Source organism: Niallia sp. Kr1 (assembly GCF_050389805.1).
Taxonomy (GTDB): domain Bacteria; phylum Bacillota; class Bacilli; order Bacillales; family Cytobacillaceae; genus Bacillus_BD.
In genome coordinates this window covers 4,838,006-4,862,500 of the sequence record NZ_CP130945.1, presented here as the reverse complement: position 1 = coordinate 4,862,500, position 24,495 = coordinate 4,838,006, and the positions used below count along the sequence as shown (strand labels likewise).

The 24,495-nt window shown below is 40.9% G+C and carries 21 protein-coding genes, 26 tRNA genes and 2 rRNA genes (1 of these 49 running past the window's edge); 40 read left to right on the top strand and 9 right to left on the bottom strand.

What is annotated here, in order from left to right:
- The 29 genes from Q5760_RS24125 to Q5760_RS23985 all read left to right on the top strand — a co-directional run.
- A 23S ribosomal RNA gene (locus tag Q5760_RS24125) occupies positions 1-1,366 on the top strand (it extends 1,572 nt beyond the left edge of the window).
- A 58-nt stretch (positions 1,367-1,424) separates the two neighbouring features.
- Positions 1,425-1,540 (top strand): 5S ribosomal RNA (gene rrf, locus Q5760_RS24120).
- A gap of 69 nt (positions 1,541-1,609) precedes the next feature.
- A tRNA-Glu gene (locus Q5760_RS24115) sits at positions 1,610-1,684 on the top strand.
- 3 nt (positions 1,685-1,687) lie between these two features.
- A tRNA-Val gene (locus tag Q5760_RS24110) sits at positions 1,688-1,763 on the top strand.
- Between the two features lie 4 nt (positions 1,764-1,767).
- Positions 1,768-1,843, top strand: a tRNA-Thr gene (locus Q5760_RS24105).
- Between the two features lie 102 nt (positions 1,844-1,945).
- Positions 1,946-2,021: transfer RNA gene (locus Q5760_RS24100), tRNA-Lys, on the top strand.
- 6 nt (positions 2,022-2,027) lie between these two features.
- Positions 2,028-2,109: transfer RNA gene (locus Q5760_RS24095), tRNA-Leu, on the top strand.
- A 3-nt stretch (positions 2,110-2,112) separates the two neighbouring features.
- Positions 2,113-2,184 (top strand) — tRNA-Gly (locus Q5760_RS24090).
- A gap of 11 nt (positions 2,185-2,195) precedes the next feature.
- Positions 2,196-2,284 (top strand) — tRNA-Leu (locus Q5760_RS24085).
- A 13-nt stretch (positions 2,285-2,297) separates the two neighbouring features.
- A tRNA-Arg gene (locus Q5760_RS24080) sits at positions 2,298-2,371 on the top strand.
- An 8-nt stretch (positions 2,372-2,379) separates the two neighbouring features.
- Positions 2,380-2,456: transfer RNA gene (locus Q5760_RS24075), tRNA-Pro, on the top strand.
- 14 nt (positions 2,457-2,470) lie between these two features.
- A tRNA-Ala gene (locus Q5760_RS24070) sits at positions 2,471-2,543 on the top strand.
- A 36-nt stretch (positions 2,544-2,579) separates the two neighbouring features.
- Positions 2,580-2,653: transfer RNA gene (locus Q5760_RS24065), tRNA-Met, on the top strand.
- A gap of 37 nt (positions 2,654-2,690) precedes the next feature.
- A tRNA-Ile gene (locus tag Q5760_RS24060) sits at positions 2,691-2,764 on the top strand.
- A gap of 15 nt (positions 2,765-2,779) precedes the next feature.
- Positions 2,780-2,872: transfer RNA gene (locus Q5760_RS24055), tRNA-Ser, on the top strand.
- A 21-nt stretch (positions 2,873-2,893) separates the two neighbouring features.
- Positions 2,894-2,967: transfer RNA gene (locus tag Q5760_RS24050), tRNA-Met, on the top strand.
- Between the two features lie 3 nt (positions 2,968-2,970).
- Positions 2,971-3,047 (top strand) — tRNA-Asp (locus tag Q5760_RS24045).
- A gap of 60 nt (positions 3,048-3,107) precedes the next feature.
- A tRNA-Phe gene (locus Q5760_RS24040) sits at positions 3,108-3,183 on the top strand.
- Between the two features lie 31 nt (positions 3,184-3,214).
- Positions 3,215-3,298, top strand: a tRNA-Tyr gene (locus Q5760_RS24035).
- A gap of 8 nt (positions 3,299-3,306) precedes the next feature.
- A tRNA-Trp gene (locus tag Q5760_RS24030) sits at positions 3,307-3,377 on the top strand.
- 18 nt (positions 3,378-3,395) lie between these two features.
- A tRNA-His gene (locus Q5760_RS24025) sits at positions 3,396-3,471 on the top strand.
- An 11-nt stretch (positions 3,472-3,482) separates the two neighbouring features.
- Positions 3,483-3,554, top strand: a tRNA-Gln gene (locus tag Q5760_RS24020).
- A 5-nt stretch (positions 3,555-3,559) separates the two neighbouring features.
- Positions 3,560-3,631: transfer RNA gene (locus Q5760_RS24015), tRNA-Cys, on the top strand.
- Between the two features lie 25 nt (positions 3,632-3,656).
- A tRNA-Gly gene (locus Q5760_RS24010) sits at positions 3,657-3,730 on the top strand.
- Positions 3,731-3,741: 11 nt separating this feature from the next.
- Positions 3,742-3,818: transfer RNA gene (locus Q5760_RS24005), tRNA-Ile, on the top strand.
- Positions 3,819-4,083: 265 nt separating this feature from the next.
- Positions 4,084-4,158: transfer RNA gene (locus tag Q5760_RS24000), tRNA-Asn, on the top strand.
- 12 nt (positions 4,159-4,170) lie between these two features.
- Positions 4,171-4,261: transfer RNA gene (locus tag Q5760_RS23995), tRNA-Ser, on the top strand.
- 14 nt (positions 4,262-4,275) lie between these two features.
- Positions 4,276-4,349: transfer RNA gene (locus tag Q5760_RS23990), tRNA-Arg, on the top strand.
- 581 nt (positions 4,350-4,930) lie between these two features.
- On the top strand, positions 4,931-5,503 hold the full coding sequence (locus tag Q5760_RS23985; RefSeq protein WP_428910035.1) for a YitT family protein: 573 nt from the start codon (positions 4,931-4,933) through the stop codon (positions 5,501-5,503).
- 51 nt (positions 5,504-5,554) lie between these two features.
- On the opposite strand, the gene Q5760_RS23980 is transcribed toward Q5760_RS23985, so the two are convergent.
- On the bottom strand, positions 5,555-6,484 hold the full coding sequence (locus Q5760_RS23980; protein ID WP_428910034.1) for a LytR family transcriptional regulator: 930 nt from the start codon (positions 6,482-6,484) through the stop codon (positions 5,555-5,557).
- A gap of 304 nt (positions 6,485-6,788) precedes the next feature.
- On the opposite strand from Q5760_RS23980, the gene Q5760_RS23975 reads away from it, so the two are divergent.
- Positions 6,789-7,373 carry a transposase gene (locus tag Q5760_RS23975; RefSeq protein WP_428910033.1) on the top strand — a complete coding sequence of 195 codons (585 nt, stop codon included), beginning with the start codon at positions 6,789-6,791 and terminating at the stop codon, positions 7,371-7,373.
- A 32-nt stretch (positions 7,374-7,405) separates the two neighbouring features.
- On the opposite strand, the gene Q5760_RS23970 is transcribed toward Q5760_RS23975, so the two are convergent.
- On the bottom strand, positions 7,406-7,807 hold the full coding sequence (locus Q5760_RS23970; protein ID WP_428910032.1) for a hypothetical protein: 402 nt from the start codon (positions 7,805-7,807) through the stop codon (positions 7,406-7,408).
- A gap of 218 nt (positions 7,808-8,025) precedes the next feature.
- On the opposite strand from Q5760_RS23970, the gene Q5760_RS23965 reads away from it, so the two are divergent.
- From Q5760_RS23965 to Q5760_RS23950, 4 genes are all read left to right on the top strand, one after another.
- Positions 8,026-8,475 carry a BsuPI-related putative proteinase inhibitor gene (locus Q5760_RS23965; protein WP_428910031.1) on the top strand — a complete coding sequence of 150 codons (450 nt, stop codon included), beginning with the start codon at positions 8,026-8,028 and terminating at the stop codon, positions 8,473-8,475.
- A 145-nt stretch (positions 8,476-8,620) separates the two neighbouring features.
- Positions 8,621-9,001, top strand: a complete 381-nt coding sequence (locus tag Q5760_RS23960) for an FMN-binding protein (RefSeq protein WP_428910030.1) — start codon at positions 8,621-8,623, stop codon at positions 8,999-9,001.
- A gap of 42 nt (positions 9,002-9,043) precedes the next feature.
- Entirely contained in the window at positions 9,044-9,262 is a 219-nt protein-coding gene (tatA, locus tag Q5760_RS23955) for a twin-arginine translocase TatA/TatE family subunit (protein WP_428910029.1), read from the top strand.
- A gap of 124 nt (positions 9,263-9,386) precedes the next feature.
- Positions 9,387-9,794, top strand: coding sequence for a hypothetical protein (locus tag Q5760_RS23950; RefSeq protein ID WP_428910028.1), 408 nt, complete (start codon positions 9,387-9,389; stop codon positions 9,792-9,794).
- A gap of 66 nt (positions 9,795-9,860) precedes the next feature.
- On the opposite strand, the gene Q5760_RS23945 is transcribed toward Q5760_RS23950, so the two are convergent.
- Positions 9,861-10,133 carry a hypothetical protein gene (locus tag Q5760_RS23945; RefSeq protein ID WP_428910027.1) on the bottom strand — a complete coding sequence of 91 codons (273 nt, stop codon included), beginning with the start codon at positions 10,131-10,133 and terminating at the stop codon, positions 9,861-9,863.
- 181 nt (positions 10,134-10,314) lie between these two features.
- Between Q5760_RS23945 and Q5760_RS23940 the strand changes: the two genes are divergently transcribed.
- From Q5760_RS23940 to Q5760_RS23930, 3 genes are all read left to right on the top strand, one after another.
- Positions 10,315-10,887 (top strand): thymidine kinase, encoded by a 573-nt coding sequence (locus Q5760_RS23940; protein WP_428912676.1) that lies wholly within the window; start codon positions 10,315-10,317, stop codon positions 10,885-10,887.
- Positions 10,888-11,274: 387 nt separating this feature from the next.
- Complete coding sequence (locus Q5760_RS23935) at positions 11,275-12,369, top strand: ABC transporter ATP-binding protein (protein WP_428910026.1); 1,095 nt, start codon at positions 11,275-11,277, stop codon at positions 12,367-12,369.
- Between the two features lie 304 nt (positions 12,370-12,673).
- Positions 12,674-14,173 carry a flotillin family protein gene (locus Q5760_RS23930; RefSeq protein WP_428910025.1) on the top strand — a complete coding sequence of 500 codons (1,500 nt, stop codon included), beginning with the start codon at positions 12,674-12,676 and terminating at the stop codon, positions 14,171-14,173.
- A gap of 274 nt (positions 14,174-14,447) precedes the next feature.
- Here the strand turns inward: Q5760_RS23930 and Q5760_RS23925 are convergent, their stop codons facing one another.
- On the bottom strand, positions 14,448-14,744 hold the full coding sequence (locus Q5760_RS23925) for a hypothetical protein (RefSeq protein WP_428910024.1): 297 nt from the start codon (positions 14,742-14,744) through the stop codon (positions 14,448-14,450).
- A 564-nt stretch (positions 14,745-15,308) separates the two neighbouring features.
- Here Q5760_RS23925 and Q5760_RS23920 point away from each other — a divergent pair.
- On the top strand, positions 15,309-15,800 hold the full coding sequence (locus Q5760_RS23920) for a hypothetical protein (RefSeq protein WP_428910023.1): 492 nt from the start codon (positions 15,309-15,311) through the stop codon (positions 15,798-15,800).
- 114 nt (positions 15,801-15,914) lie between these two features.
- On the opposite strand, the gene Q5760_RS23915 is transcribed toward Q5760_RS23920, so the two are convergent.
- The 5 genes from Q5760_RS23915 to Q5760_RS23895 all read right to left on the bottom strand — a co-directional run bounded on the left by Q5760_RS23915 (position 15,915) and on the right by Q5760_RS23895 (position 18,467).
- Positions 15,915-16,052, bottom strand: a complete 138-nt coding sequence (locus Q5760_RS23915) for a YvrJ family protein (protein WP_428910022.1) — start codon at positions 16,050-16,052, stop codon at positions 15,915-15,917.
- Positions 16,053-16,120: 68 nt separating this feature from the next.
- The gene (locus tag Q5760_RS23910) at positions 16,121-16,339 is read right to left on the bottom strand and encodes a DUF2922 domain-containing protein (protein WP_428910021.1); all 219 of its coding nucleotides are present in this window, start codon (positions 16,337-16,339) and stop codon (positions 16,121-16,123) included.
- Positions 16,340-16,567: 228 nt separating this feature from the next.
- Positions 16,568-16,783: a DUF1659 domain-containing protein gene (locus Q5760_RS23905; protein ID WP_428910020.1), complete on the bottom strand. Its 216-nt coding sequence runs from the start codon at positions 16,781-16,783 to the stop codon at positions 16,568-16,570.
- Between the two features lie 70 nt (positions 16,784-16,853).
- Positions 16,854-17,354: a sigma-70 family RNA polymerase sigma factor gene (locus Q5760_RS23900; protein WP_428910019.1), complete on the bottom strand. Its 501-nt coding sequence runs from the start codon at positions 17,352-17,354 to the stop codon at positions 16,854-16,856.
- Positions 17,355-17,762: 408 nt separating this feature from the next.
- On the bottom strand, positions 17,763-18,467 hold the full coding sequence (locus Q5760_RS23895; RefSeq protein ID WP_428910018.1) for an HAD family hydrolase: 705 nt from the start codon (positions 18,465-18,467) through the stop codon (positions 17,763-17,765).
- A 178-nt stretch (positions 18,468-18,645) separates the two neighbouring features.
- Between Q5760_RS23895 and Q5760_RS23890 the strand changes: the two genes are divergently transcribed.
- Complete coding sequence (locus tag Q5760_RS23890) at positions 18,646-21,918, top strand: SNF2 helicase associated domain-containing protein (RefSeq protein ID WP_428910017.1); 3,273 nt, start codon at positions 18,646-18,648, stop codon at positions 21,916-21,918.
- A gap of 590 nt (positions 21,919-22,508) precedes the next feature.
- On the top strand, positions 22,509-24,311 hold the full coding sequence (gene glmS / locus Q5760_RS23885) for a glutamine--fructose-6-phosphate transaminase (isomerizing) (RefSeq protein WP_428910016.1): 1,803 nt from the start codon (positions 22,509-22,511) through the stop codon (positions 24,309-24,311).
- The last annotated feature ends 184 nt before the right edge of the window (positions 24,312-24,495 follow it).

Below are 24,495 nucleotides of genomic sequence, written 5' to 3'. Positions count from 1 at the left end.
TGATGGCGAGGGAAATATAGTACCGAAGTTCCTGATTCCACACTGCCAAGAAAAGCCTCTAGCGAGGAAGCAGGTGCCCGTACCGCAAACCGACACAGGTAGTCAAGGAGAGAATCCTAAGGTGAGCGAGAGAACTCTCGTTAAGGAACTCGGCAAAATGACCCCGTAACTTCGGGAGAAGGGGTGCTTTTTAGGGTGTTAAAGCCCTGAGAAGCCGCAGTGAATAGGCCCAGGCGACTGTTTAGCAAAAACACAGGTCTCTGCGAAGCCGCAAGGCGAAGTATAGGGGCTGACGCCTGCCCGGTGCTGGAAGGTTAAGAGGAGAGGTTAGCCGCAAGGCGAAGCTTTGAATTGAAGCCCCAGTAAACGGCGGCCGTAACTATAACGGTCCTAAGGTAGCGAAATTCCTTGTCGGGTAAGTTCCGACCCGCACGAAAGGCGTAACGATCTGGGCACTGTCTCAACGAGAGACTCGGTGAAATTATAGTACCTGTGAAGATGCAGGTTACCCGCGACAGGACGGAAAGACCCCGTGGAGCTTTACTGTAGCCTGATATTGAATTTTGGTACAGCTTGTACAGGATAGGTAGGAGCCTTGGAAGCCGGAGCGCCAGCTTCGGTGGAGGCATCGGTGGGATACTACCCTGGCTGTATTGAAATTCTAACCCGCAGCCCTTATCGGGCTGGGAGACAGTGTCAGGTGGGCAGTTTGACTGGGGCGGTCGCCTCCTAAAGAGTAACGGAGGCGCCCAAAGGTTCCCTCAGAATGGTTGGAAATCATTCGTAGAGTGTAAAGGCACAAGGGAGCTTGACTGCGAGACCTACAAGTCGAGCAGGGACGAAAGTCGGGCTTAGTGATCCGGTGGTTCCGCATGGAAGGGCCATCGCTCAACGGATAAAAGCTACCCCGGGGATAACAGGCTTATCTCCCCCAAGAGTCCACATCGACGGGGAGGTTTGGCACCTCGATGTCGGCTCATCGCATCCTGGGGCTGTAGTCGGTCCCAAGGGTTGGGCTGTTCGCCCATTAAAGCGGTACGCGAGCTGGGTTCAGAACGTCGTGAGACAGTTCGGTCCCTATCCGTCGTGGGCGTAGGAAATTTGAGAGGAGCTGTCCTTAGTACGAGAGGACCGGGATGGACGCACCGCTGGTGTACCAGTTGTTCTGCCAAGAGCATCGCTGGGTAGCTATGTGCGGAAGGGATAAGTGCTGAAAGCATCTAAGCATGAAGCCCCCCTCAAGATGAGATTTCCCATAGTGTTAAACTAGTAAGACCCCTGAAAGATGATCAGGTTGATAGGTTTGAGGTGGAAGCGTGGTGACACGTGGAGCTGACAAATACTAATCGGTCGAGGACTTAACCACAATTATGATGAATGTCAGCATTATCTAGTTTTGAAGGAACAATCCTTCAACAAAATAGTCTGGTAACAATGGCGAGAAGGTCACACCCGTTCCCATCCCGAACACGGAAGTTAAGCTTCTCAGCGCCAATGGTAGTTGGGGTTTTACCCCTGTGAGAGTAGGACGTTGCCAGGCTAGCCCCTTTTATTAATCTATTAGGGGCTTTATTTTTGTCTAATTTAGTGGGAATATTTAGTTTTAAATGGCCCGTTGGTCAAGCGGTTAAGACACCGCCCTTTCACGGCGGTAACACGGGTTCGAATCCCGTACGGGTCACCATATGGAGGATTAGCTCAGCTGGGAGAGCATCTGCCTTACAAGCAGAGGGTCGGCGGTTCGAGCCCGTCATCCTCCACCATATTGCCGGCCTAGCTCAATTGGTAGAGCAACTGACTTGTAATCAGTAGGTTGGGGGTTCAAGTCCTCTGGCCGGCACCATGTTTCATCGTCCTGAAGAGGATGAAACATGCGACAAAAGTCAAAGGCTTTTGCAGCAGAGGACCACTATCTGTATTTAGGACAAGACAGGGTCTTTTTTTTGAGCCATTAGCTCAGTTGGTAGAGCATCTGACTTTTAATCAGAGGGTCGCAGGTTCGAATCCTGCATGGCTCACCATTTATCGCGGGTGTGGCGGAATTGGCAGACGCACTAGACTTAGGATCTAGCGCCGCAAGGCGTGGGGGTTCGACTCCCTTCACCCGCATATGCGGAAGTAGTTCAGTGGTAGAACACCACCTTGCCAAGGTGGGGGTCGCGGGTTCGAATCCCGTCTTCCGCTCTTATTTTTAAGCCGGGGTGGCGGAACTGGCAGACGCACAGGACTTAAAATCCTGCGGTAGGTGACTACCGTACCGGTTCGATTCCGGTCCTCGGCACCATCTATTTAACAATGCGCCCGTAGCTCAATTGGATAGAGCGTCTGACTACGGATCAGAAGGTTATGGGTTCGACTCCTTTCGGGCGCGCTTATTTACGGGAAGTAGCTCAGCTTGGTAGAGCACTTGGTTTGGGACCAAGGGGTCGCAGGTTCGAATCCTGTCTTCCCGACCAGGATTTACAATAATGGGGGCTTAGCTCAGCTGGGAGAGCGCCTGCTTTGCACGCAGGAGGTCAGCGGTTCGATCCCGCTAGTCTCCACTTTACAAGTAAAAACAACAATTGTTTATATATTTTGGCGGTGTAGCTCAGCTGGCTAGAGCATTCGGTTCATACCCGAAAGGTCGTAGGTTCGATCCCTATCGCCGCTATTGGATTTTTAAGTAAATTTAGAAACCAAGGATCTAAGGATCTTTAGCTCAGCTGGTTAGAGCAGACGGCTCATAACCGTCCGGTCGTAGGTTCGAGTCCTACAAGATCCATCGTTATTTTTAAGTGGAGGAATACCCAAGTCTGGCTGAAGGGATCGGTCTTGAAAACCGACAGGCGGGTTAAACCGCGCGGGGGTTCGAATCCCTCTTCCTCCGCCATTTAAATATAAATACTATTATCGCGGGGTAGAGCAGTCCGGTAGCTCGTCGGGCTCATAACCCGGAGGTCGCAGGTTCAAATCCTGTCCCCGCAATCTGGTCCGGTAGTTCAGTTGGTTAGAATGCCTGCCTGTCACGCAGGAGGTCGCGGGTTCGAGTCCCGTCCGGACCGCCATTTATATTTTTTTGTTTTCCAGTAGGATTCCATGGATCACTACTGTTTAAATATATTTGTGGCTCAGTAGCTCAGTCGGTAGAGCAATGGACTGAAAATCCATGTGTCGGCGGTTCGATTCCGTCCTGAGCCACCATTAATGAAATCCCTTATGTCCCTATAAATTTGGAGGGGTAGCGAAGTGGCTAAACGCGGCGGACTGTAAATCCGCTCCTTCGGGTTCGGCGGTTCGAATCCGTCCCCCTCCACCATACATAATAGGGGTATAGTTTAAAGGTAGAACGAAGGTCTCCAAAACCTTTGGTGTGGGTTCAATTCCTACTACCCCTGTTCTAAAATATCATAATGGCGGTTGTGGCGAAGTGGTTAACGCATCGGATTGTGGTTCCGACATTCGTGGGTTCGATTCCCATCAGCCGCCCCATTTAAGGTTTTTGGGCTATAGCCAAGCGGTAAGGCAACGGACTTTGACTCCGTCATTCGTAGGTTCGAATCCTGCTAGCCCAGTTTTTGGCGGCATAGCCAAGTGGTAAGGCCAAGGTCTGCAAAACCTTTATTCACCGGTTCGAATCCGGTTGCCGCCTTTGGACGAAATTATAAATCATATATGCGGGTGTAGTTTAGTGGTAAAACTACAGCCTTCCAAGCTGTTGTCGTGGGTTCGATTCCCATCACCCGCTCCATATAAAATAATGGGCCTATAGCTCAGCTGGTTAGAGCGCACGCCTGATAAGCGTGAGGTCGATGGTTCGAGTCCATTTAGGCCCACCATTAAATGAAATGCATAGGCGACTGCACAGCTTTGAAAGACGGTGGAGAGCAGATCATGCAAATCCCGGTTTTGGATTTGCGGGAGCGGATCGAAGCGGCCGAAAAGCTAGGAGCCGAAGCTAGACAAATATTCTTTATTGTTCCGCAGTAGCTCAGTGGTAGAGAAACGAATCGTCCCGCAGGGGATTCGTTTTGCAACAAAAGCAAATAGCTTTTGGCGCACAAGTTCGACCACAAGCAACATTTAGGACAAAATATTTATTACTCCGCAGTAGCTCAGTGGTAGAGCAATCGGCTGTTAACCGATCGGTCGTAGGTTCGAATCCTACCTGCGGAGCCATTTTTATTTTATGGAGAAGTACTCAAGTGGCTGAAGAGGCGCCCCTGCTAAGGGTGTAGGTCGGGCAACCGGCGCGAGGGTTCAAATCCCTCCTTCTCCGCCATCCAATTACATATTGCGCCTTTAGCTCAGCTGGATAGAGCATACGCCTTCTAAGCGTACGGTCAGAGGTTCAAATCCTCTAAGGCGCGTATAGATAGTACAAAAAACCACCGATCCTATTGTAGATTGGTGGTTTTTTTACTTTCGGGGGAATTTCTATTAAACACTAGGGATAGGAAACGGTGACCCTGTTTAGCATGAATAATTTTCGGACAACCATCATAAGAATTAGTAAGGACTTTTGTTAGTTGAACTACTCTACCTTATCTTCTAACGAAAATTTGAAGATGGAGATTCCCGCGAACACCGAAGTATCCTTCAGTTTTTAGCAGGCTATCCCCGTCGCACCGACGGTTAGCAGTACAAGTAGCATGAGCCACCTGCAAGTGTTTCAAACTTATACGTTGAACTAGCCAAGCACCCTACTTTAGCTTTGTTTTCGCATCTTCGGTATGTGTGAAGGCGATGGTGCTTGGATATTTTACAGTGCGAAGCCTTTCTCGCACTAACCCTATATATCCAGTTTTCAAAGAACAACTTACAGGAATATTTCACCATTCAAACAAGTGTTTTGGCTATCGCCAACCGACATTCATCTCCCACTTATTTTTGGGCTACGACCTGTACAAAATTGAAGTAGGAGTCTTCTTTCGGAAAACGATAAAATGGGGTGGTTAGGGTTTTTGCACGAGTATCGGCCATGTTGGTCGGAAGTATTTTACTTGGTATTGGTATTAATGGATTTTTAGTACCACATCATCTTCTAGATGGAGGGATTATTGGATTAGCCCTTATCCTACATTATTACTTTGATTTTAATGCAGGGTTGTGGTCGGCATTGTTGAGTATTCCCTTAATTATTTACGCTTGGGTAAAGGACAAGAAACAGTTTCATGGCAGTGTTTATGGGATGATCGTGACCGCAATTTTTATAGACTTATTGGCTCCCTATCATTTCTCCCTACCGATTGGAATAAGTGCAGTTCTAGGTGGGGCCATTTGCGGGATCGGTGTCGGAATTATGCTGCGATATAAGACAAGTACGGGCGGAACGGACCTAATTGCATACTTTATCTCAAAAGCCACAGCCTTAAACATTGGGCTATTGATCGCGATCATGGATGTATTGATAGTGCTAATTGGATTTCAAACCTTAGGTCTACAAAGTGTTGTTTTTTCAACGATAACCATTTTAACAGCAGGTGTTCTTGCATCATTGTGTTATGAGAGGTTTCCAGAATGAAAAAGTGCCAGGCACCTTCCAGAAACTGGAAGGTGCCTGGCACCCTATGTTTTAAATTTCTAAATGATTTTTTAGTTCAGCTTGGACTCTTTGAATTTCCTCGTCGGAAACGATTTGATAGTAAATACCATCTATTTTTGTCCCTTTACCGGTGATTTGTAATTGGTCAATGGTTCCTATCGCATTTTTATAATTTTTTTGAATATCATACATTTCATCAAAGGAAAGGTTGGTTCGAACATTTTTACCTAAAGCTGCAAAAATATCATCAAATTTAGTCAGTGAGCTGAAAGACGCTCCACGCTTAATCACCCCTGAGATTACTTGACGTTGTCTTTCCTGACGCCCAAAATCGCCTCTAGGATCATCGTAGCGCATTCTAACAAATGATAAGGCTTGGTCACCATTCAGATTGATTTGCCCTGTGGCAAACTTATGACCGCCATTTGAGAAAGCTAAATTGTTATTGACTTGAATTCCACCGACGGCATTTACTACATCTTTAAAGCCTTCCATATTCACGCGGACGTAATAATCAATCGGAATATCTAATAAATGTTCTACCGTATTCATCGACATTTCTTCGCCACCAAAGGCATAGGCATGATTAATCTTGTCAGTTGTTCCTCGCCCAATAATTTCAGTTCTCGTATCCCTTGGAATACTTAACATTTTCATTGAGTTCTGATTTGGATTGACAGTTAAAACAATCATGGTATCAGAGCGACCACGATCTCCTTGACGTTCATCAACACCCAGTAGCAAAATAGAGAACGGGTCCTGTTGAGATAATGTAATTTCCTCGGGTCTTTTTTCTGATTTCTCTCGGTCAATTGGCTGATGCATGGTATCTACTGCGCTAGTTAAAGAGTTAAAGATGGAGTAGGCATATCCCCCCGCTCCGATGAGTAACAATAAGACAATAATCCCAGTAACTTTAAGCCACTTTTTTCCCTTTTTACGTTTTTTATCCGCTCGCATGTTCTTATCCTTTCTACAAAGAAAATAAATACACTCTGCATCCATTATAGATAAAAATCGTGTCAAAATATAGTGTTTTTTGTAGGTGACAGGCACCTAACAGAAATTGGAAGAGAAATTAGGGAAAAAATGTAAGGTGCCAGGCACTTTACATTTTTTGGGAATAGAACAAAAATAGATAGGAATAAGGTCTTGGTTATTATATACTGTTTGGTGTGGCGGTTGTAGTTTATGAGCAGAAAGGTAGGGTGATCGTTTTAGGTGTGAAGGATGGTTAAAATTAAATAGTGAAAGGAGAAGAAGTATGGCAAGAAAACAAAGGATTTGGATTCCTGGTGCTTATCATCACATTTACACAAGGGGGAATAATCGGCAAATTATTTTTCGCGATGAAATTGATATGATTGAGGTATTTCGTTTGCTAGAAATGATTCATATCCAATATCCCATTTCCATCTGTTGCTACTGCATCATGACCAATCATTATCACTTCCTCCTTAAATCAGAAGCGGCTTCTATTTCAAAAATTATGGCTATATTTAATAAGCGTTATACCGATTACTACAATCAAAAATACAATCATTGTGGTCATGTATTTCAACAACGTTTCAATAGTTCCCCTATTTTAATTCCACAGGATCTTCTCGAAGTAAGTAAATATATCCACCGCAATCCAATTCATACGAAAGAACCCATGGTCGACAAAATGGAGGAATATCGATATAGTTCCTATTTATTTTACAAAAACAATCAAAAACCCGCCTATTCCTTCATCAATGTAGAAGACCCCCAGCGAGTTTTTATGTGCCAAGTGAAAGAACCCCCTTTAATTATTGCACATTCGTCGAGCAGGAGTAAAAAGTTTCCTAGAAGGTTACTATTTAGTTAGTTTTTTACAATTTATGGAAGGTGCCTAGCACCCTAATGTCGCATTCTAAAAATTCGAGGTACTCTTTCATCTACATATTCTGGAAATTCATGAGTTTCTACTTCTTCTTTTTGAAATTCTTGCTCCATACTTGATACCCAGTATTCAAGGGTATAGGTTCCTCTTTCTATGATTTTACAAAGATCTTCTAGAGTTAAGACTAATTCCATTAAACAGTCGAGTCCATTTTTTACGTGATAAACGCCTTTTTCATTCGCTTTTAAAACAGAGTGTTCCATTTTGTATGATTGTTCTTGGTAGTCAAATTCAATAAAACAACTGTCACGGTCCCAATTGAAATGGAAATTCTCAATTTTTAACCGAGTCATTACGTTTTTTACCCGTTTTTCACAACTAATTTGTTCAGTTGATGAACGAAACAACCATTTAAACACATGAATCACACTCCATTTTTCTTTGTCGTGTTACAATTTTCATCTCATACTAAAAGATTTCAACAAAATTACGCAAATTCCTTGTTAAATTTTCAAATTTATTAAACAATTTAAAAAATAATTCGATAGTCGGATGTGTCAATTGGGGGAGAAATGTTTATATGATGAATTCTAACTATATAATGATGAGTGAAAAAGAGTAGAATCGAGGTTGTGTGATGCGAAAAGTATGGATCATCTTGCTTATTGGCATTATGTTATCAGGCTGTGGGATGGAGGATCGTTCTAAAGATGTTGTGGGCGAAGACCGAAAGAGTGAAGGGAGAGGTTGTGAATTGGAACCACGTTTAATTGAAAAAGAGGATTTGGTTTTTCAATATAAAGTGAAAAACATTTCGGAAAGGGATGTAGAGTTGGAATTCACCAGTTCCCAGAGAATTGATTATTCCATAAAAACAAAAGCAGGGGAGGAAATCTTTCTATACTCAAGTGTCACATCTTTTCTGCAAGTATTGGGGAAGGAAACAATTAAACCGGGAGAGATGTTGACCTATGAAATCGACCTAAAAGAATTAAACTTGAGTCAGGGCGAATACCTACTGACAGTTTGGTTGGCCCCAAAAGACGGACCGGCACACAAAGTAGAAAAGGAAATAAATGTAAGGTGACAGGCACCTTACATTTATTGGAAGACCCGAATTTTTTCTAAGGTGTAACAAGTGTCACTGCAAAGTTGGAGGGATCGTTTTAAAATAAACTCATAGGTGATGAATGTTTTAGAGTATTATTAAACTTTATAGAGGAGTAGTGAGATTGAAGAGATTAATAGCTCTACTTTTTACTATACTTGTAGCATTTATCGTGACGACTGGTTGTAGTTCAGAGGAGTCAAATGCCGAAGCGGAGGCTAGTAAGGAGCCTGTTGTTTATGAAGACGGTACTTATGAGGGCACGAGTGATACAGGAAGAAACCCAGGGCTAAAGGTAACGGTCGTTATAACAGATAGGAAAATTGCTGAAGTAAATGTGATCGATCATGATGAAACAGACGGATTTGGGACGAAAGCTATTGAGAGTCTGCCAGGAAAAATGGTGGAAGCTCAATCTACTAAAGTAGATACAATCTCAGGGGCAACCCAAACGTCAAAAGCGATTGTTGAAGCTGTTCGAGCAGCTCTTTCACAAGCTAATTAAAATAGTTAAAAAAGATTAACGATTAAATAAGGAGTGAATCACATGTTAGCAAATATTGGAGTTCCAGGGTTAATATTAATCATCGTTTTAGCGCTTATCATCTTTGGACCTAAGAAATTACCAGAATTAGGACGTGCGGTGGGTCAAACATTAGGTGAATTCAAAAAATCAGCAAGAGAACTAACAAGTGATGTTGTTGACGAAGTGAAAGAAGTAAAAGAAATGGCTTCCGTTGATGTAACGAAAGAATTAAAAAAATAAGATAATCGATAGAATAAGCACGATGGGTATCGCTCATTGTGCTTTTTGAGTTTTTAAGGGCTATAATACATTTAATATAATTGGGTGCTAAAATGTAACGTACCCATATAGTGAGGATCACGTCATGCGTACATTTCTTTATTGGCTCGTTCAGTTAACTTGGGGAATCCCCATCAATATAATCGGTGCAGGTGTAGCTTTTCTATTGATTTGTAAAGGGTATAAGCCTCGAAGATTCTGTCATGCGGTATACTTTGAGGTTGGCAGGAATTGGGGTGGTGTGAACTTTGGAGGGTTTTTCTTCGTTCAAAAGGATGCGACTCTTACCTTAAAACGCCACGAATACGGACATGGATTTCAAAATATGATGCTAGGTGTATTAATGCCATTCCTCATTCATATACCGTCGGCTATTCGCTACCATTATCGAAATTATAAGCGGGCAAAAGGATTTAACCTAACTCCCTATGATGCGTTTTGGTGTGAAAGCTGGGCAACTCGATTAGGGGAGAAGCACTCTAGTAGAAGGTAAGCAGGTACTGAGGCCCATCTACATTTGGTTAATTCCCAAATTATGGATGGTGCCTGGCACCCAACTTTATTCTTGATTTTCTAACGATTGTTCGGTTTTTTCTTCCATTTCGCGGTCCCGTTGTTTTTCTTCTTCAGTGATCACGCTGCCGTCATCGAGGAGGTCTTCTGCTTTTTCGGTAGGTTCTTTGACGGCTGGTTGCTCTTCTTCGGTGTCTTCTTGATTATCCTCTTGTCCATCACCTGGTGGCGGAGGCGGTGTATCGTCATTGATACATCCTGTGGAAATAAGGGCAGTTAAGAACAACCCTGTTAATATCCGTATCCACTTTTTGTTCATGAAAATCCCCTTTCCTCGTAAAATAAGGTCTTGTCTATCTTTTCCTCTGGTTAAAAATTCATGCAGGCTGATAAACGGATAGAGGCGTTTCTTATAAAAAAGGTGGACGAATAAGGTAGGAGTGACCGATCCCATTATGGTATATTCTTTTAATATAATGTTTAAAAAGGGGTTAATGGATATGGCTCAACTATTTTTCAAATATGGTGCAATGAATTCGGGAAAATCAATTGAAATAATTAAGGTGGCCCACAATTATGAGGAACAAAATAAACATGTTTTGCTTTTTACACCAGCGATCGATGACCGAGATGGGGTTGGCTGGGTGTCTTCAAGAGTAGGGCTGAAGAGGGAGGCCATTCCGATTGATGAGGACACCAATCTTTTTCAAATCGTAAAGGATTCCCCTATAAAATTGAGCTGTATCTTGGTAGATGAGGTTCAATTTGTGTTAAAAGAGCATGTTTTTCAAATGGCTAAAATTGTGGATGAATTACATATACCAGTCATGGGTTTCGGGTTGAAAAATGATTTTCAGAATAACTTATTTGAGGGCAGTAAATACATGCTGTTGTATGCAGATAAAATCGAAGAAATGAAGACGATCTGTTGGTTTTGTGAGAAAAAGGCGATCATGGCATTGCGTGTTGACGAAAACAATCAACCGGTCCGAGAAGGAGCGCAGATCCAAATTGGCGGAAATGACTCCTACTATCCCGTATGTAGAAAACACCATCAAAATCCACCACTATAAAAGTGGGTGACAAAGTGGGTGACAGGCACCTTCCAGAAACTGGAAGGTGCCTGTCACCCTTAAATTTACATTGGATTAAAGTGTGTGCTATGATTTTTATTATGATGAATCGTGTTTTTCAAGCGATGATTTTTGTGTAAGAATACTAGGATTCTTTTATCGAATAGATATTGATATTTTTATAACAAAGTAATTATTCTTCAAGACTATAAAAGTGCACTAACTGTCTATCTCGTCCGCTAAATGACTGACAGCCTAAACAGACGAGCTTCTTTTTTTGACAACCTACATAAAAGATTTTTTTAATGATTCAAATACCAGACAGGGTTAAGAAAGTATAAATACTTACATGCGTAGTTATGGGTATTGGGTATTGGGGGTGGCATCATGGCAGAATTAAAGTTAGAACATGTTTATAAAGTATATGATAATAATGTGACTGCTGTAAAAGACTTTAATCTTCATATACAAGATAAGGAATTTATTGTATTTGTTGGTCCTTCAGGTTGTGGAAAATCAACCACACTTAGAATGATTGCAGGGCTCGAGAAAATTTCAAAAGGGGATTTATACATCGATGAAAAACGAGTAAACGGTGTACCTTCTAAAGACCGTGATATTGCTATGGTTTTTCAAAACTATGCTTTATACCCACATATGACCGTTTATGATAATATGGCATTTTCTTTAAAGCTCCGTAAATATTCAAAAGATGAGATCGACCGACGCGTGAATGAAGCTGCTAACATTTTGGGATTAGAAGATTATTTAAATCGGAAACCGAAAGCCCTATCAGGTGGTCAACGTCAACGTGTAGCTTTGGGGCGTGCAATTGTTAGGGACGCAAAGGTATTCTTAATGGATGAACCGTTATCCAATTTAGACGCTCAACTTCGTGTACAAATGCGCGCTGAGATTGTTAAGTTGCATCAAACTTTGGGGACAACGACCATTTATGTTACCCATGACCAGACAGAAGCGATGACTATGGCTACTCGAATTGTTGTAATGAAAGATGGCGTCATTCAGCAAATAGGTTCTCCTAAAGACGTATACGACCATCCTGAAAATCGCTTTGTTGGAAGCTTTATTGGGTCCCCGTCAATGAATTTTTTGAACGGTAAATTGGAAGATGGAAAGTTCATGATCGGACAAAAGGGGATTACAATCCCAGATGGAAAAATGAAAATGCTTCGAGATCAAGGATATGTGGGCAAGGACATGATTCTAGGGGTGAGACCAGAAGATTTCTATGCTGAAAAAGGACTTATCAATCTTATTAAAGAAACATTTACACTCCATGTAGACGTTGCTGAATTAACAGGTGCTGAAACAATGGTCTATTCAACATTCGAAGGTCAGAATCTAATTATCCGCATGGACTCCCGATCATATGTCAAACAAGGAGACACCATCGAACTCGCACTTGATTATAATAAAATACATTTCTTTGACAAAAAAACAGAACGAAGAATCCGTTAAGCGCAACAGGGGGACGGTTCTCATTGTTGCATCCAATTATTTACAGGTGACAGGCACCTTCCAGTTTATGGAAGGTGCCTGTAAAGTTTTTGAAACCATCTGTTATTTAATTCGTAATAGTATATATAATGGTTTGGTGTGCATGATTTGTGGATATCAAGATTGAATCCCTACCTCTATTTTTTCCTCCATTTATCCCATCATTCATCCAGATTTCATTCTCAGTCTATCAATTTATGATTCTCCATTTTAGGTTTCATCCTACTATGTAGGTTATATAAATAAATCCTTAGGGGGGAAGAGAATGCTAGGTGCACTTATGATTTTTATTCCAATTCTTATTTTGGCAGCTCTTGGAGGTGTCGTGTATTACTTTTGGGTGCGTATTCGCTATCGAACGGCGAAATCGAACGAAGCGCTCATTATCACAGGTCCGAAGCTAGGCGATCCAGAGAAAGAAACGAATATTTTCACCGATCAGGAAGGGCGTTCGATGAAAATTATCCGTGGGGGAGGCTACCGGCTAAGAAGATTTCAAACCTCGACTCCAGTCAACTTAACCTCGTTTCAACTGAAGCTATCGACACCAAGAGTTTACACTCATGGCGGAGTGCCGATTGTCGCTGACGCCGTCGCGATGGTAAAGGTAGCAGATACCCTGAATGGAATCGCTAACTATGCGGAGCAATTTTTAGGGAAAAAACAAGACGAAATTGAAGCAGAAATTATTGAAGTGCTTGGAAGTAACCTTCGAGCGATTCTATCAAAAATGACGGTTGAGGACATCAATAGTGACCGTGAGAAATTTAATTATGATGTCCAAGAAGTAGCACAAAAGCAGCTTGATTTAATGGGCTTCAAAATTACATCATTAGGACTCACGGATTTACGAGATGCCGATGAAGAAAATGGCTATCTTGAAAATTTAGGACGACCGCGAATCGCAGAGGTGCGCAAGTTAGCTGAAATTGCGGAGGCCGATAGTGAGCGGGAAACGAGAATTCACCGCGCAAAAATGGAGCAAGAAGCCAAAGAAGAAGAATACAAGCGCCAAATCTCTGTCGCTGAGTCGAAAAAAGAAAAGGACATCAAAGACGCAGCATTTAAAGAAGAAACCGAGCGGGCGCGGGCAAAGTCTGAACAATCATATGAACTGGAAAAAGCGAAATTAGCAAAGGAAATCAAGGAAGAAGAGTTAACGCTTCAATTTTTAGAAAGAGAACGTGCTGTTAAATTAGAGGAAGAAGAAAGTAAAGTTCGGAAAGCAAAAGCGGATGCAGAGTACTATGAAACGACCCGTAAAGCAGAGGCCCAAGCGCGAAAATCAGAGATCGATGGGGAAGCCAAAGCGAGAATTCGCAGGGAAGAAGGGTCTGCAGAAGCAGAAGTCATCCGTCAACGCGGTAAAGCTGAAGCGGATGTCATTCGTGAAAGCGGGATTGCTGAAGCCGAAGCTCGTAAACTACTAGCAGAAGCCATGGAAAAACACGGCGAGGTGATCATCACCGAGAAATTAATCGAAATGCTGCCAATATTTGCAGAAAAAATTGCGCAGCCGCTTAACAATATCGAATCTGTTAAAATCATTGATTCTGGAAACGGGCAGGGTGTCCCATCCTTTGGAAAAAGCATCACCAAAACTATGGTCGACATGCAAGAACCCCTAAAAGAAATGACCGGCATCGACATCGCTGAACTCATCAAATCCTATACCAGAACAGGGGTAAAAAGTGATATGCAAAATGGGGTGCCTGGCACCTTACAAAAATTGGAAAATGGTGCAACCCCTACAATAGAAAGGTAATCGACCCCTTGGAAAAATATGGGTGGTGCCAGGCACCTGCCAAAAATTAGGAATCTGCCAGTCTATGTATGACTCTATATTAAGTTGCCGATCTAAATGATTATGTACGTCTCCCAGTAATGAGCGCTCCTCGATGCCGAAGGAACGCTTTTTATCTGCAGAAGGCGGCTGCAGGAATATATATTTTAGGGTGCAACGATTTATTTTATTTTTAGTTGGATGAATTGACGTATATTTTTTCGTTTTCCACCACCTTTCGATTTAGAGTTTATTCTTAATCACCCGGACCAATAAATTGTAAGGCCGCAGGGGATTGGGCTCGTACTCTTCCTTTGATGTCCTCCAATTGAATTCGGATTAAGCTAGACACGCGTTTTCCTTGCTTGGCAATCTGCTCAGCCAGCAACTCTAGCTTACTGGACACTCCTTTTTCTTTTTCGCTCATGCCAAACATCGTCATCACCTTCACTCGATGTATAGCAAGAACCTTTCGGACGGTCTCCCTCGCCTCACCTTCACCGGAAGCTTGGGAATTGCTGAGAACCTTTGGTTGTAAAATGATGTAAAACATACTATCACTACCTTTCCGAAAAGATAGGGTGTTTTTTTCCCTGTGTCTAGTAATTCCATATTTCACAGCTTTTTCCTTGTAAAATAGAACGACTATTCATCGTCATAATCTATAGAAAAACGTGGTTTCTCCACGCATAAGGAGAAAAATAGGGAAAATCCCTTATCAAAATGGGCATTTTGCTGTGAAATGCTGGTACATTTTGAAGATAAGTTTTAAGCGGAAATTTTTTAGATCTTGTTATTGTTGATCTCTGTTTTAGGTACTTCGCTTTCCTTGGTTAACCGCAGGAGTATGTGTGACTTCCACTACAATCAACAGGAGTCCAAAACATGAATCTTTAACACAGTTTTTTTAAAAAAAGGTCTCTGGAATCTAGTCAACCCCATCTTGTCTAATAAAATATCATCTATAATTCACTAAATTGTCATGATTATCAGTTTTCAAAAAGTGATATCATTAAGATATAATGGACAGGATAGCGACTAGACTCTGCATATGAAAAATGTCCTCCTCAATGAAAACGCTTGCATTCAACTTACAATTTTAATAGGAGATGATTTTATGATCATGGAACCGGATGGAAAAGAGTTATTTAGGGAGCTATGTAACAGGTTAGATGAATTGAAATTTGTTACGCATGTGGGGGAACTGGAACCTAGTAGGGCGGAAAGTGTTTCTTATTTTTTTGATGAAGGAGATGGCCATGAATCGAGGTTAACTCGCCCAGTAGCAGAAGTCCAATATATAAGTGGGAAACAACCTGGATCTGAAAATGAAATCATAGGAGTATCGCTTGTTTTTAACTATGAGCTAATATCGCCATTAGGATTAGATTCTGTTATCGAAAAATACAAACGCTATCGTTCAGAATTGAAAGGTCAAAAAGGGGCTCAGGTCTATCAATATATTTTTGTCGATTGTATTTCTTCAAATTTTGTCTATCCATATATAGATGCTCTTTTCACAGATTTACATCTAAAACTCAACTCTAACCAACATCACACTTCATTGACAAATACAAGCTTAGATGAATCAGATACTGTTTTTGTTTAAAAAGCACATCAACATTCCTTCTGGCTGTATGTAATCATTCAAGTGTCATACAGCCTTGCAAAAAAATACCCAGTAAGTAGGCTTACTGGATAGATTGCTTATCATGGGATATGGCTATTCCTTTATGCGTTTTGGCAAATCTTGAATCGATTGCACGACAACGTCTAGTTTTGCTTCAATTCGATAAAGCAAATAAAGCGTGACGGCAATTGGAAACCCGACCTCACTGATAAAAGGAACCACTTGATCCAATCACAACACCTCCCGTTCATTTGAGAAAGAGACTGCTCAAAGGGAGAGCAGCCTCATAAGCATTCACGTTAGATTAATTCATATTCAGTGACATTATGTTCAACAAGACGAGCTTCTTTCGGGCTCACTAAAGTTCCTTGTTTTCCACCAAAGACATTCGCAGCCACAATAGAGTCCATCGCTTGTTTCACTTTAACGGGATCAATGGGTTCGATTGGATTTTCAACCGATAATTTAACTACTTTTCCAAGATTACTAGTAAAATGCAATTCAATGGTTTTAGCCATTCTATTCATCCTTTCTTAGTAAAATATAAAAATCAAATGCGCCTTGGTGTATTTGCGCCCAGATTTTATCGAGCTCGCTTGATTAAATCTGGGGCATCCGCTGAAGTCTTAACTTCATTCAACCGGGTTCTGAAACGGGTGAATGGTTAATTGTACGAGATCAGCTTACCGTTTATAGAGGTGGTAGCTTCTGTCCTTCGTAAGCTTTCGGTACTAAACTGAATAGAGTTATAGAATTTCATGTAGTTCGCTTTGCTGAACGTTGCTCATCGGGTAGTTAGATAGGGAAGCAAGCGCCTGTGCCGCCTGATACAGCTGGTCAGGAGTTGCACCTTCTACAACATTGGCATACGATTTTGTTTTGAAAATCGGTTTTCCTTCCTCACTTGTTCCAATTTCAAAAATCACACGCAGCTTTGAATCCTTCGTCATTAATAATGCCATCTTTCATCCTCTCCTTTCATCATTGTTATATAGAGAAAGGGGGTCAATACGCACCATGAGTTTGATTTTTTTATAAAAGTTTTCCTTCCTCTGCCACTAAGGCATGTCTTTCTTTCATTACTTTGCTCATCGCTCGCCGTTCACAGGCACGAACGGTGGTCACCTTCAAACCAAGACGATCCGCTATTTCTTTGTTGCTTAGTCCTTCATAATAACGTAGCATAACCCATTGTTCTTCTTTTTCAGTTAAATGATAGAAGTGGCTCAGCAAGGTTTCTTTCTCAAGAAAACAATCATGATAGCCCAATTGCAGCCAATCCTCTTCAGACATCGTTGTACTAGCATCCTCCTGTTTCTTCTCTTTTTTCAGGTGGGTGAGCATTCGTCCTTTGATAAAGTGATAGGCATAAGTGCTAAATTGAGCTTTCGTTTCATCAAAATTTTCACTGGCATTCCAAAGGGCAATTAAGCCAATTTGATAGAATTCATCATGATCTTTATAAATGTGTAAAGAATGGATAATCGAGTGAATCATCTTTGAATAGTGAGTTGCGAGTTCTTGAAAGTCCATGCCGATTTCGCCTTCTGGAATGTGCACGTATTCCTTTGTATTCCCGGGTACCTATACAATAATGGGAAAAAGAAAAGTACGCGAATAAGGAAAAACACGATAACCATACGCAATTGAACGAATTGTAGGGGGAAATGAACGAATTGTAGGAGCAAACGGGTAAAAGGGACAGGGATATGCAGAAATTCCTAGTATTTTAAGTAAAAATGAGAGAGACGTTTAATAGGAGAGCGCAAGTTTTTTTACAAATCATGTATATAAACGGGGAATAGTGGAAAACATAATAGTGTATTCCCCATTTTATTGAGTATCTGATTCCAAAGCAGATACTCATTTTTTTTTGCCTTCATATGGATTCCAAATTTTTACAGGTGCCTGGCACCTTCCAAGTAATGGAAACACTACCTATTATCTCTGAACTAAACGTAATATGTATTCCTTCAGTTCCATTGGAGAGGAAACGGTTTTTGTAGGCGGTGGAGAGAGTGGGGTGTCAATCTGTTGGTCTTTAGTTAACCAAATCGTTTTCCAACCGGCACGGGATGCTCCAACAATGTCATTGTTGAAACTATCCCCAATATACCAAGCATCTTTATGTTGAAATTGAAATCTTTCTTGAGCGATCTCAAATATCCTCACATCAGGTTTGGCGATGCCTTCTTCTCCTGAGATGATGACCTGTTCTTGTGTGAAATATCGATCCAAACCTAAGTTTTTTATCTTCGTCCGTTGGTGTTGAGCAGGACCATTAGTGATAATCAGGGGTTGGATGTCCTTCTCCTTCAAGAAATTCAATAGTTCACTCATAGCTGGATATAATTCTATATGTTGCTGGTGATGCTGATAGGTCTGCTGAAAGACTCGAGCTTGATCTTCGTTTATATGAATCCCTAATGGGGCTAGTGTTTCCTTTATTCTATAAATATGCGATTCTGCTAAACTCCAAACTCCTTCTCTCACCCGATCAAAGGCAATATCACTATTTTTAGTAAAAACCTTTAGAAAAACATCAAAAGGGATATTCTCTGCGGGAGGAAAATCTAAAAGGGCACTTTGCAGTGGCTGAGTTCGGTCATATAAAGTATCATCCAAATCAAAAATAAATGTAAACATCGCTAATTCCTCCTATTTCTCCATGATAACATGTCTGAGTTAGCGGTTCCTTGTTCATAATGATAAAATAACGGAAGTATACTTAGATTCAAATAATAATAGAGCTAGATTCAAAACTTAAATCATATACGGGAAAATGGGTGGGGCACGATCACCCCCGAAATAGATGGAGGTTTTCATGGAATTACATGTATCTGATATAAGGGAGTATTTTTCGAATGCAGTCTATCATCGTGGGAAGAAATATTTTGAACAAGGTCGAGTAAGGGGTTTACACTTTGATCCTGTAAGGCAAATATGGACGGCACAGGTAAGAGGGACAAATCCTTATCAAGTTGAAATATTCGAGGATCGTTATCGTTTTTCTTATGAATGTGATTGTCCGGCTTTTGAAAAATATGAGGAACCGTGCAAACATATTGCGGCGGTATTGCTTAAAATGTATGAATCGAAAAAGGTTAGTTCCATCTCCAAAAACGAACAGGATGGATTTTTTTACAGAGAACAGTTGGAATTAGAAAGACAACATCAAGAAAGACAAGCTAATCGAATCAAACAGTTGACGAATGATTTTATCCAAACGATCACAAAGCTTAAAGGTGATAAAGGATTAGTTGAAAATCAAAGAACGAAGTCAAAACTGATGGTGGAGTGGATCGTAAAAATATCCTCCCAATATGCTACAAAAGGTCAAATGCTGATTGAGATGAAGGTGGGACAGAAGCGAACGTATGTCGTTAAAAAAGTAAAGGATTTTCTAAACACAGTTCAAAATAATGAGTCCTATCCATTTACAAGTATCTACACCTATGATCCAACTGAACAGGAATTTAAACAAGAAGATCAAGAAATCATCAAGCTATTACAAAAAGCCATCCATGGTGAAAAACTTTATCAAGCATTTCAGTCCCCCTATTATTCACATTCAAGCACAGGGGATGAAAGGGTAATTGCTATTCCCCCAACTCTGATCAATGAGTTCTTAGAAAAAATAAACTACTGTACGTTTCGTTTTGAACATGAAAATGAAACCTATCATCATATTGTTTTAAGCAAGCAGGAGCTTCCTTTCTCGATCGAGCTTGATAAAGGGAATATAACCGATCAATATCAATTGGATATGGCTGGATTACTAGATTGTACATTTTTAAATCATTATGGGTATGTCATCCAGGATAACTTTTTCTATAAAATAACGCCTGAACAAGAAGCTTTGCTATCAGAAATGAAACGGTTAATTGATCGTGCAGGTACGGCAATTATCCCAATTGCAAGTGACCAAATGGATACCTTTATATCGCAAGCGGTTCCTGCAATTGCAAAGTTGACTAAATTAGACTTGACAGACCAAGTTTCTAGCAGCATCGTGAAATTCCCCTTGCAAGCTAAGCTGTTTGTCGATCTTGTAGAGGAAGAACTTCATGTCAAATTAGAGTTCCATTATGGTCAACACTCAATCAATCCCTTCAAACCAGCACCACAGGACCAAAACGAACCGATTATTGTCAGGGAGCTTGAACGCGAACAGGCCATTCTAGATGTGATCAAATCAACCTCCTTAAGAAGTGGTGAAAAAGGCCTTTATGTTAATGATGAGGACGGAATTTATGAATTTTTATATGTGGCGCTTCCAAAGCTAGAAAACTGGACAGATATTTTCTTAACTCAATCGGTTAAATCGATGCTACTGCCTCAAGAGCAGAAACCAAAAACAAATATTGACGTTCATTCTTCAGGCAACTGGCTAGAAGTTGACTTTGATATGAAGGGGATCGGGCAGGACGACATCCAACAAATTTTGCAATCAGTTGTGGAAAAAAAGAAATATCACCGTCTCCCAAATGGTATGTTTGTTCCATTACAATCAGAGGAATTCCAAACGATTGACTATCTCATACAAGAACTTCATATTAAACCACAGCAGCTTAAGGATGAGGCGATCACGCTTCCGATTTATCGAGGGATTCAATTAAATGAGGCAATGGATCACAAAGGGAGAATAAAATACGGAAAAGCATTTCGACGATTATTAAATCGAATGAAAAACCCTGAGGAGTTGGATTTTGAGGTACCGACAACTTTGAAGGCTGAGCTAAGAGATTACCAATTCGTTGGATATCAATGGCTGAAAACTCTTCATACTTATAAACTCGGTGGCATCTTAGCGGATGAAATGGGTCTTGGTAAGACGTTGCAAAGTATTGCTTTTATTCTTTCCTACTTTTGTGAAAATGAGAAGGGAAAACCAGCCCTGATTGTAGCGCCCGCATCCCTTGTTTATAATTGGAAAAATGAATTCCAAAAATTTGCTCCTACGTTATCAGTTGAGGTGATGATCGGGACTCCACAAGAAAGACTCGAAAAACTGAGTACACAGGAGCCTCCGAATGTTTGGATTACCTCTTATCCAACATTAAGACAGGATATTGATGAGTATGGACGTCATTCATTTAGTACGATGATTTTGGATGAAGCGCAGACGATTAAAAATTATGCGACGAAAACAGCGAAGGCAGTAAGGGAGATTGAAGCCGAAACTCGGTTTGCGTTGAGTGGGACACCCATTGAAAATTCAGTGGATGAATTGTGGTCCATATTTCAAACCATCATGCCGAATTTTTTTCCACCCCAAAAGGCTTTTCGTCAGCTAGAGCCGGAAAAAATTTCGCTCATGATTCGACCGTTCTTATTGCGACGAATGAAAAAGGATGTATTACAAGAACTGCCTGAAAAAATTGAAACGGTCAATTATTCCGATCTCACAAAAGAGCAGAAGAAGTTATATGTGGCCTATCTAGAAAAGATTCAAAACGAAACGAAAGAATCTTTGCAAACAGAAGGATTTCAAAAGAGCCATATTAAAATTCTTGCCGGTTTAACAAGATTGCGCCAACTCTGTTGTCATCCGTCCTTATTTTTAGAAAATTACCAGGGAGAGTCTGGGAAATTGGAGCAGTTGATGGAGATTGTTGAAAATGCTGCAGAAAATGGCAGGAGGATGCTAATCTTTTCACAATTCACGAGCATGCTATCGATTATTCGCGAAAAATTGAAAGAAGCGGGAATGCCCTTTTTCTATTTAGATGGTCAAACGAAACCAAAAGAGCGAGTGGAGATGGTTGAACAGTTTAATGGAGGCAGCGGAGATGTCTTTCTTATTTCCCTTAAGGCAGGAAATACAGGGCTAAACTTAACGGGTGCAGACACCGTGATTTTATATGATCTCTGGTGGAATCCAGCTGTCGAAGAACAAGCCGCAGGTCGAGCCCATCGCATCGGACAAAAGAATGTCGTACAAGTGATTCGTCTCGTCACTCAAGGAACCATCGAAGAAAAAATCTACAAATTGCAACAAAGCAAAAAAGAACTAATCGAAACCGTATTAGAACCTGGGGACCAATCCATCAGCAAAATCACTGAGGAAGATATAAGAGAGATATTGAGTATTTAGTTCCTAAAAAATGGAAGGTGCCTGGCACCTTCCATTTTTTAGGAAGAACACCTTTCTCCATATATGCATATAGTATGTAGTGAAACCCTTCAAAAAAATGGGCAGTTTCATTTGTTGTTAAGCCGTTCGGTAGGCTCTATCTCAATGGGGTTTATTAACAAGATGCGTGAGAAACTTCACATTGACGAGGGTTTCAAACTATTGTATGATATTCTTGTTTCTGCATTTGTGTGGAAACATTCTTTAAGAATGGAAAAAGTAATATTTAAAGCGCCTGGACTATGATCTATTGTAAATGGATATAGTTGACGAGGAGGAGGTTTATCGAAATTTCGGCGGATGCCTCCCGGTTGAGAAGTACAACCGCAAGTCTTTCTCTAAATCATTAGGGTAACTTAATGGACAAAAGGAAAGATTTACTTCTATTTTATAAAAATAAGAGATAAGGGGACAAGATTGTCCTCAAACAGAAAACTGGATTACGATGCCTACCAATTGTCTAACTATCGACCGATCGATACGACGATTGTTAGCCAGAGTGAAACAGGTTTTGATGTCTTCTTGTCCCCTTTACAGGGAGGAAAAGAAGTATGTGTGGTATTGTTGGTTATATTGGAAATGAAGACGCTAAAGAGATTTTATTAAAAGGGTTAGAAAAACTTGAATATCGTGGCTATGATTCAGCTGGGATTGCAGTTATGGGTCAAGACGATGTTCACGTTTTTAAAGAAAAAGGTCGAATTGCGGATTTACGCGAAATCGTAGACGTTACTCTTTCAGCAACAACTGGAATTGGTCATACTCGTTGGGCAACACATGGCGTACCAAGCAAATCAAATGCACATCCTCACCAAAGTGCATCAGGTCGCTTCACGCTTGTTCATAATGGAGTAATTGAAAATTATGAACTTCTTAAACAGCAATATCTTATGGATATTCCAATGAAAAGTGATACAGATACAGAAGTGGTTGTTCAATTGATTGAAGTGAATGTGAACAAAGGACTTTCTGTTGAGGAAGCATTTTCCCAAACACTTAAAGTACTAAAAGGTTCTTATGCGATTGGATTGCTTGATAATGAAAATCCAGATGTCATTTATGTGGCTAAAAATAAAAGTCCACTATTAGTTGGAATTGGCGAGGACTTTAATGTAATTGCAAGTGATGCCATGGCGATGCTTCAAGTAACAGACCAATTTGTTGAACTAATGGACCAAGAAATTGTACTTGTGAAAAAAGAAGGTGTAACAATCAAGAACCTTCAAGGTGATGTGATTGAACGCGCACCATATACAGCACAATTAGATGCCAGCGATATTGAAAAGGGTACGTACCCACACTTTATGTTAAAAGAAATCGATGAGCAGCCACTTGTGATTCGTAAAATTATTCAACAATATCAAAATGACAATGGAGAGCTAACCATTGATCCTGAAATTGTGGATGCTGTGAATGAATCAGATCGCATCTATATCATCGCGGCAGGTACTTCTTATCATGCAGGTCTTGTTGGAAAACAATTTATTGAGAAATTAGCGGAAGTTCCGGTTGAAGTTCATATCGCAAGTGAGTTCGGCTATAACATCCCATTACTTTCAGCAAAACCGTTATTTATTTTCATCTCTCAAAGTGGGGAAACAGCTGATAGCCGTGCGGTATTAGTTCAAATTAAAAAACTTGGCCATAAATCATTAACAATTACAAACGTCCCAGGATCAACTTTATCAAGAGAAGCGGACTATACTTTACTCTTACATGCTGGTCCAGAAATTGCGGTTGCATCAACAAAAGCTTATACAGCGCAATTAGCGGTTTTAGCGATTCTTGCTGAAGTGACTGCAAAGAGCACTGGTAAAGACGTAAGCTTAGATTTAATTCGTGAACTAGGTATTGCAGCGAATGCAATGGAAACCCTTTGTGATGAAAAAGAACAAATTGAGCAAATGGCTTCAGAATACGTTCAAACGACAAGAAATGCTTTCTTTATCGGTCGTGGCATTGACTATTACGTATGTCTAGAAGGTGCATTAAAATTAAAAGAGATTTCCTATATCCAAGCAGAAGGCTTTGCTGGTGGGGAATTAAAGCACGGTACAATTGCATTAATTGAAGAAGGAACACCAATCATTGCGCTAGCGACACAAGAAAGTGTGAACTTAAGCATTCGTGGAAATGTGAAAGAGGTTGTTGCACGTGGTGCCAATCCATTAATCATCTCGATGAAGGGCTTAGAGATGGAAGGTGACCGTTTTGTCATTCCAGAAGTGCATGAATTATTAACACCCCTTATCTCAGTAGTACCATTACAACTATTCGCTTACTATGCTGCACTACACCGTGACTGCGACGTGGATAAACCAAGAAACTTGGCTAAGTCTGTTACAGTTGAATAATGCAGTGAACATCGTATGTCGCTGTTATTTTCCTCTTCCTCATGCTAAAAAAGTCGATACCTACTGCTTAATCGTACGTATCCAAACTAAAGCAATCAGGGGAAGGTAGCGGGCAATACAATATATATTCAGTTGGTTTCAACTATCAAACAACCGTTTGTTTAACTAAAAACCAATACAAAAT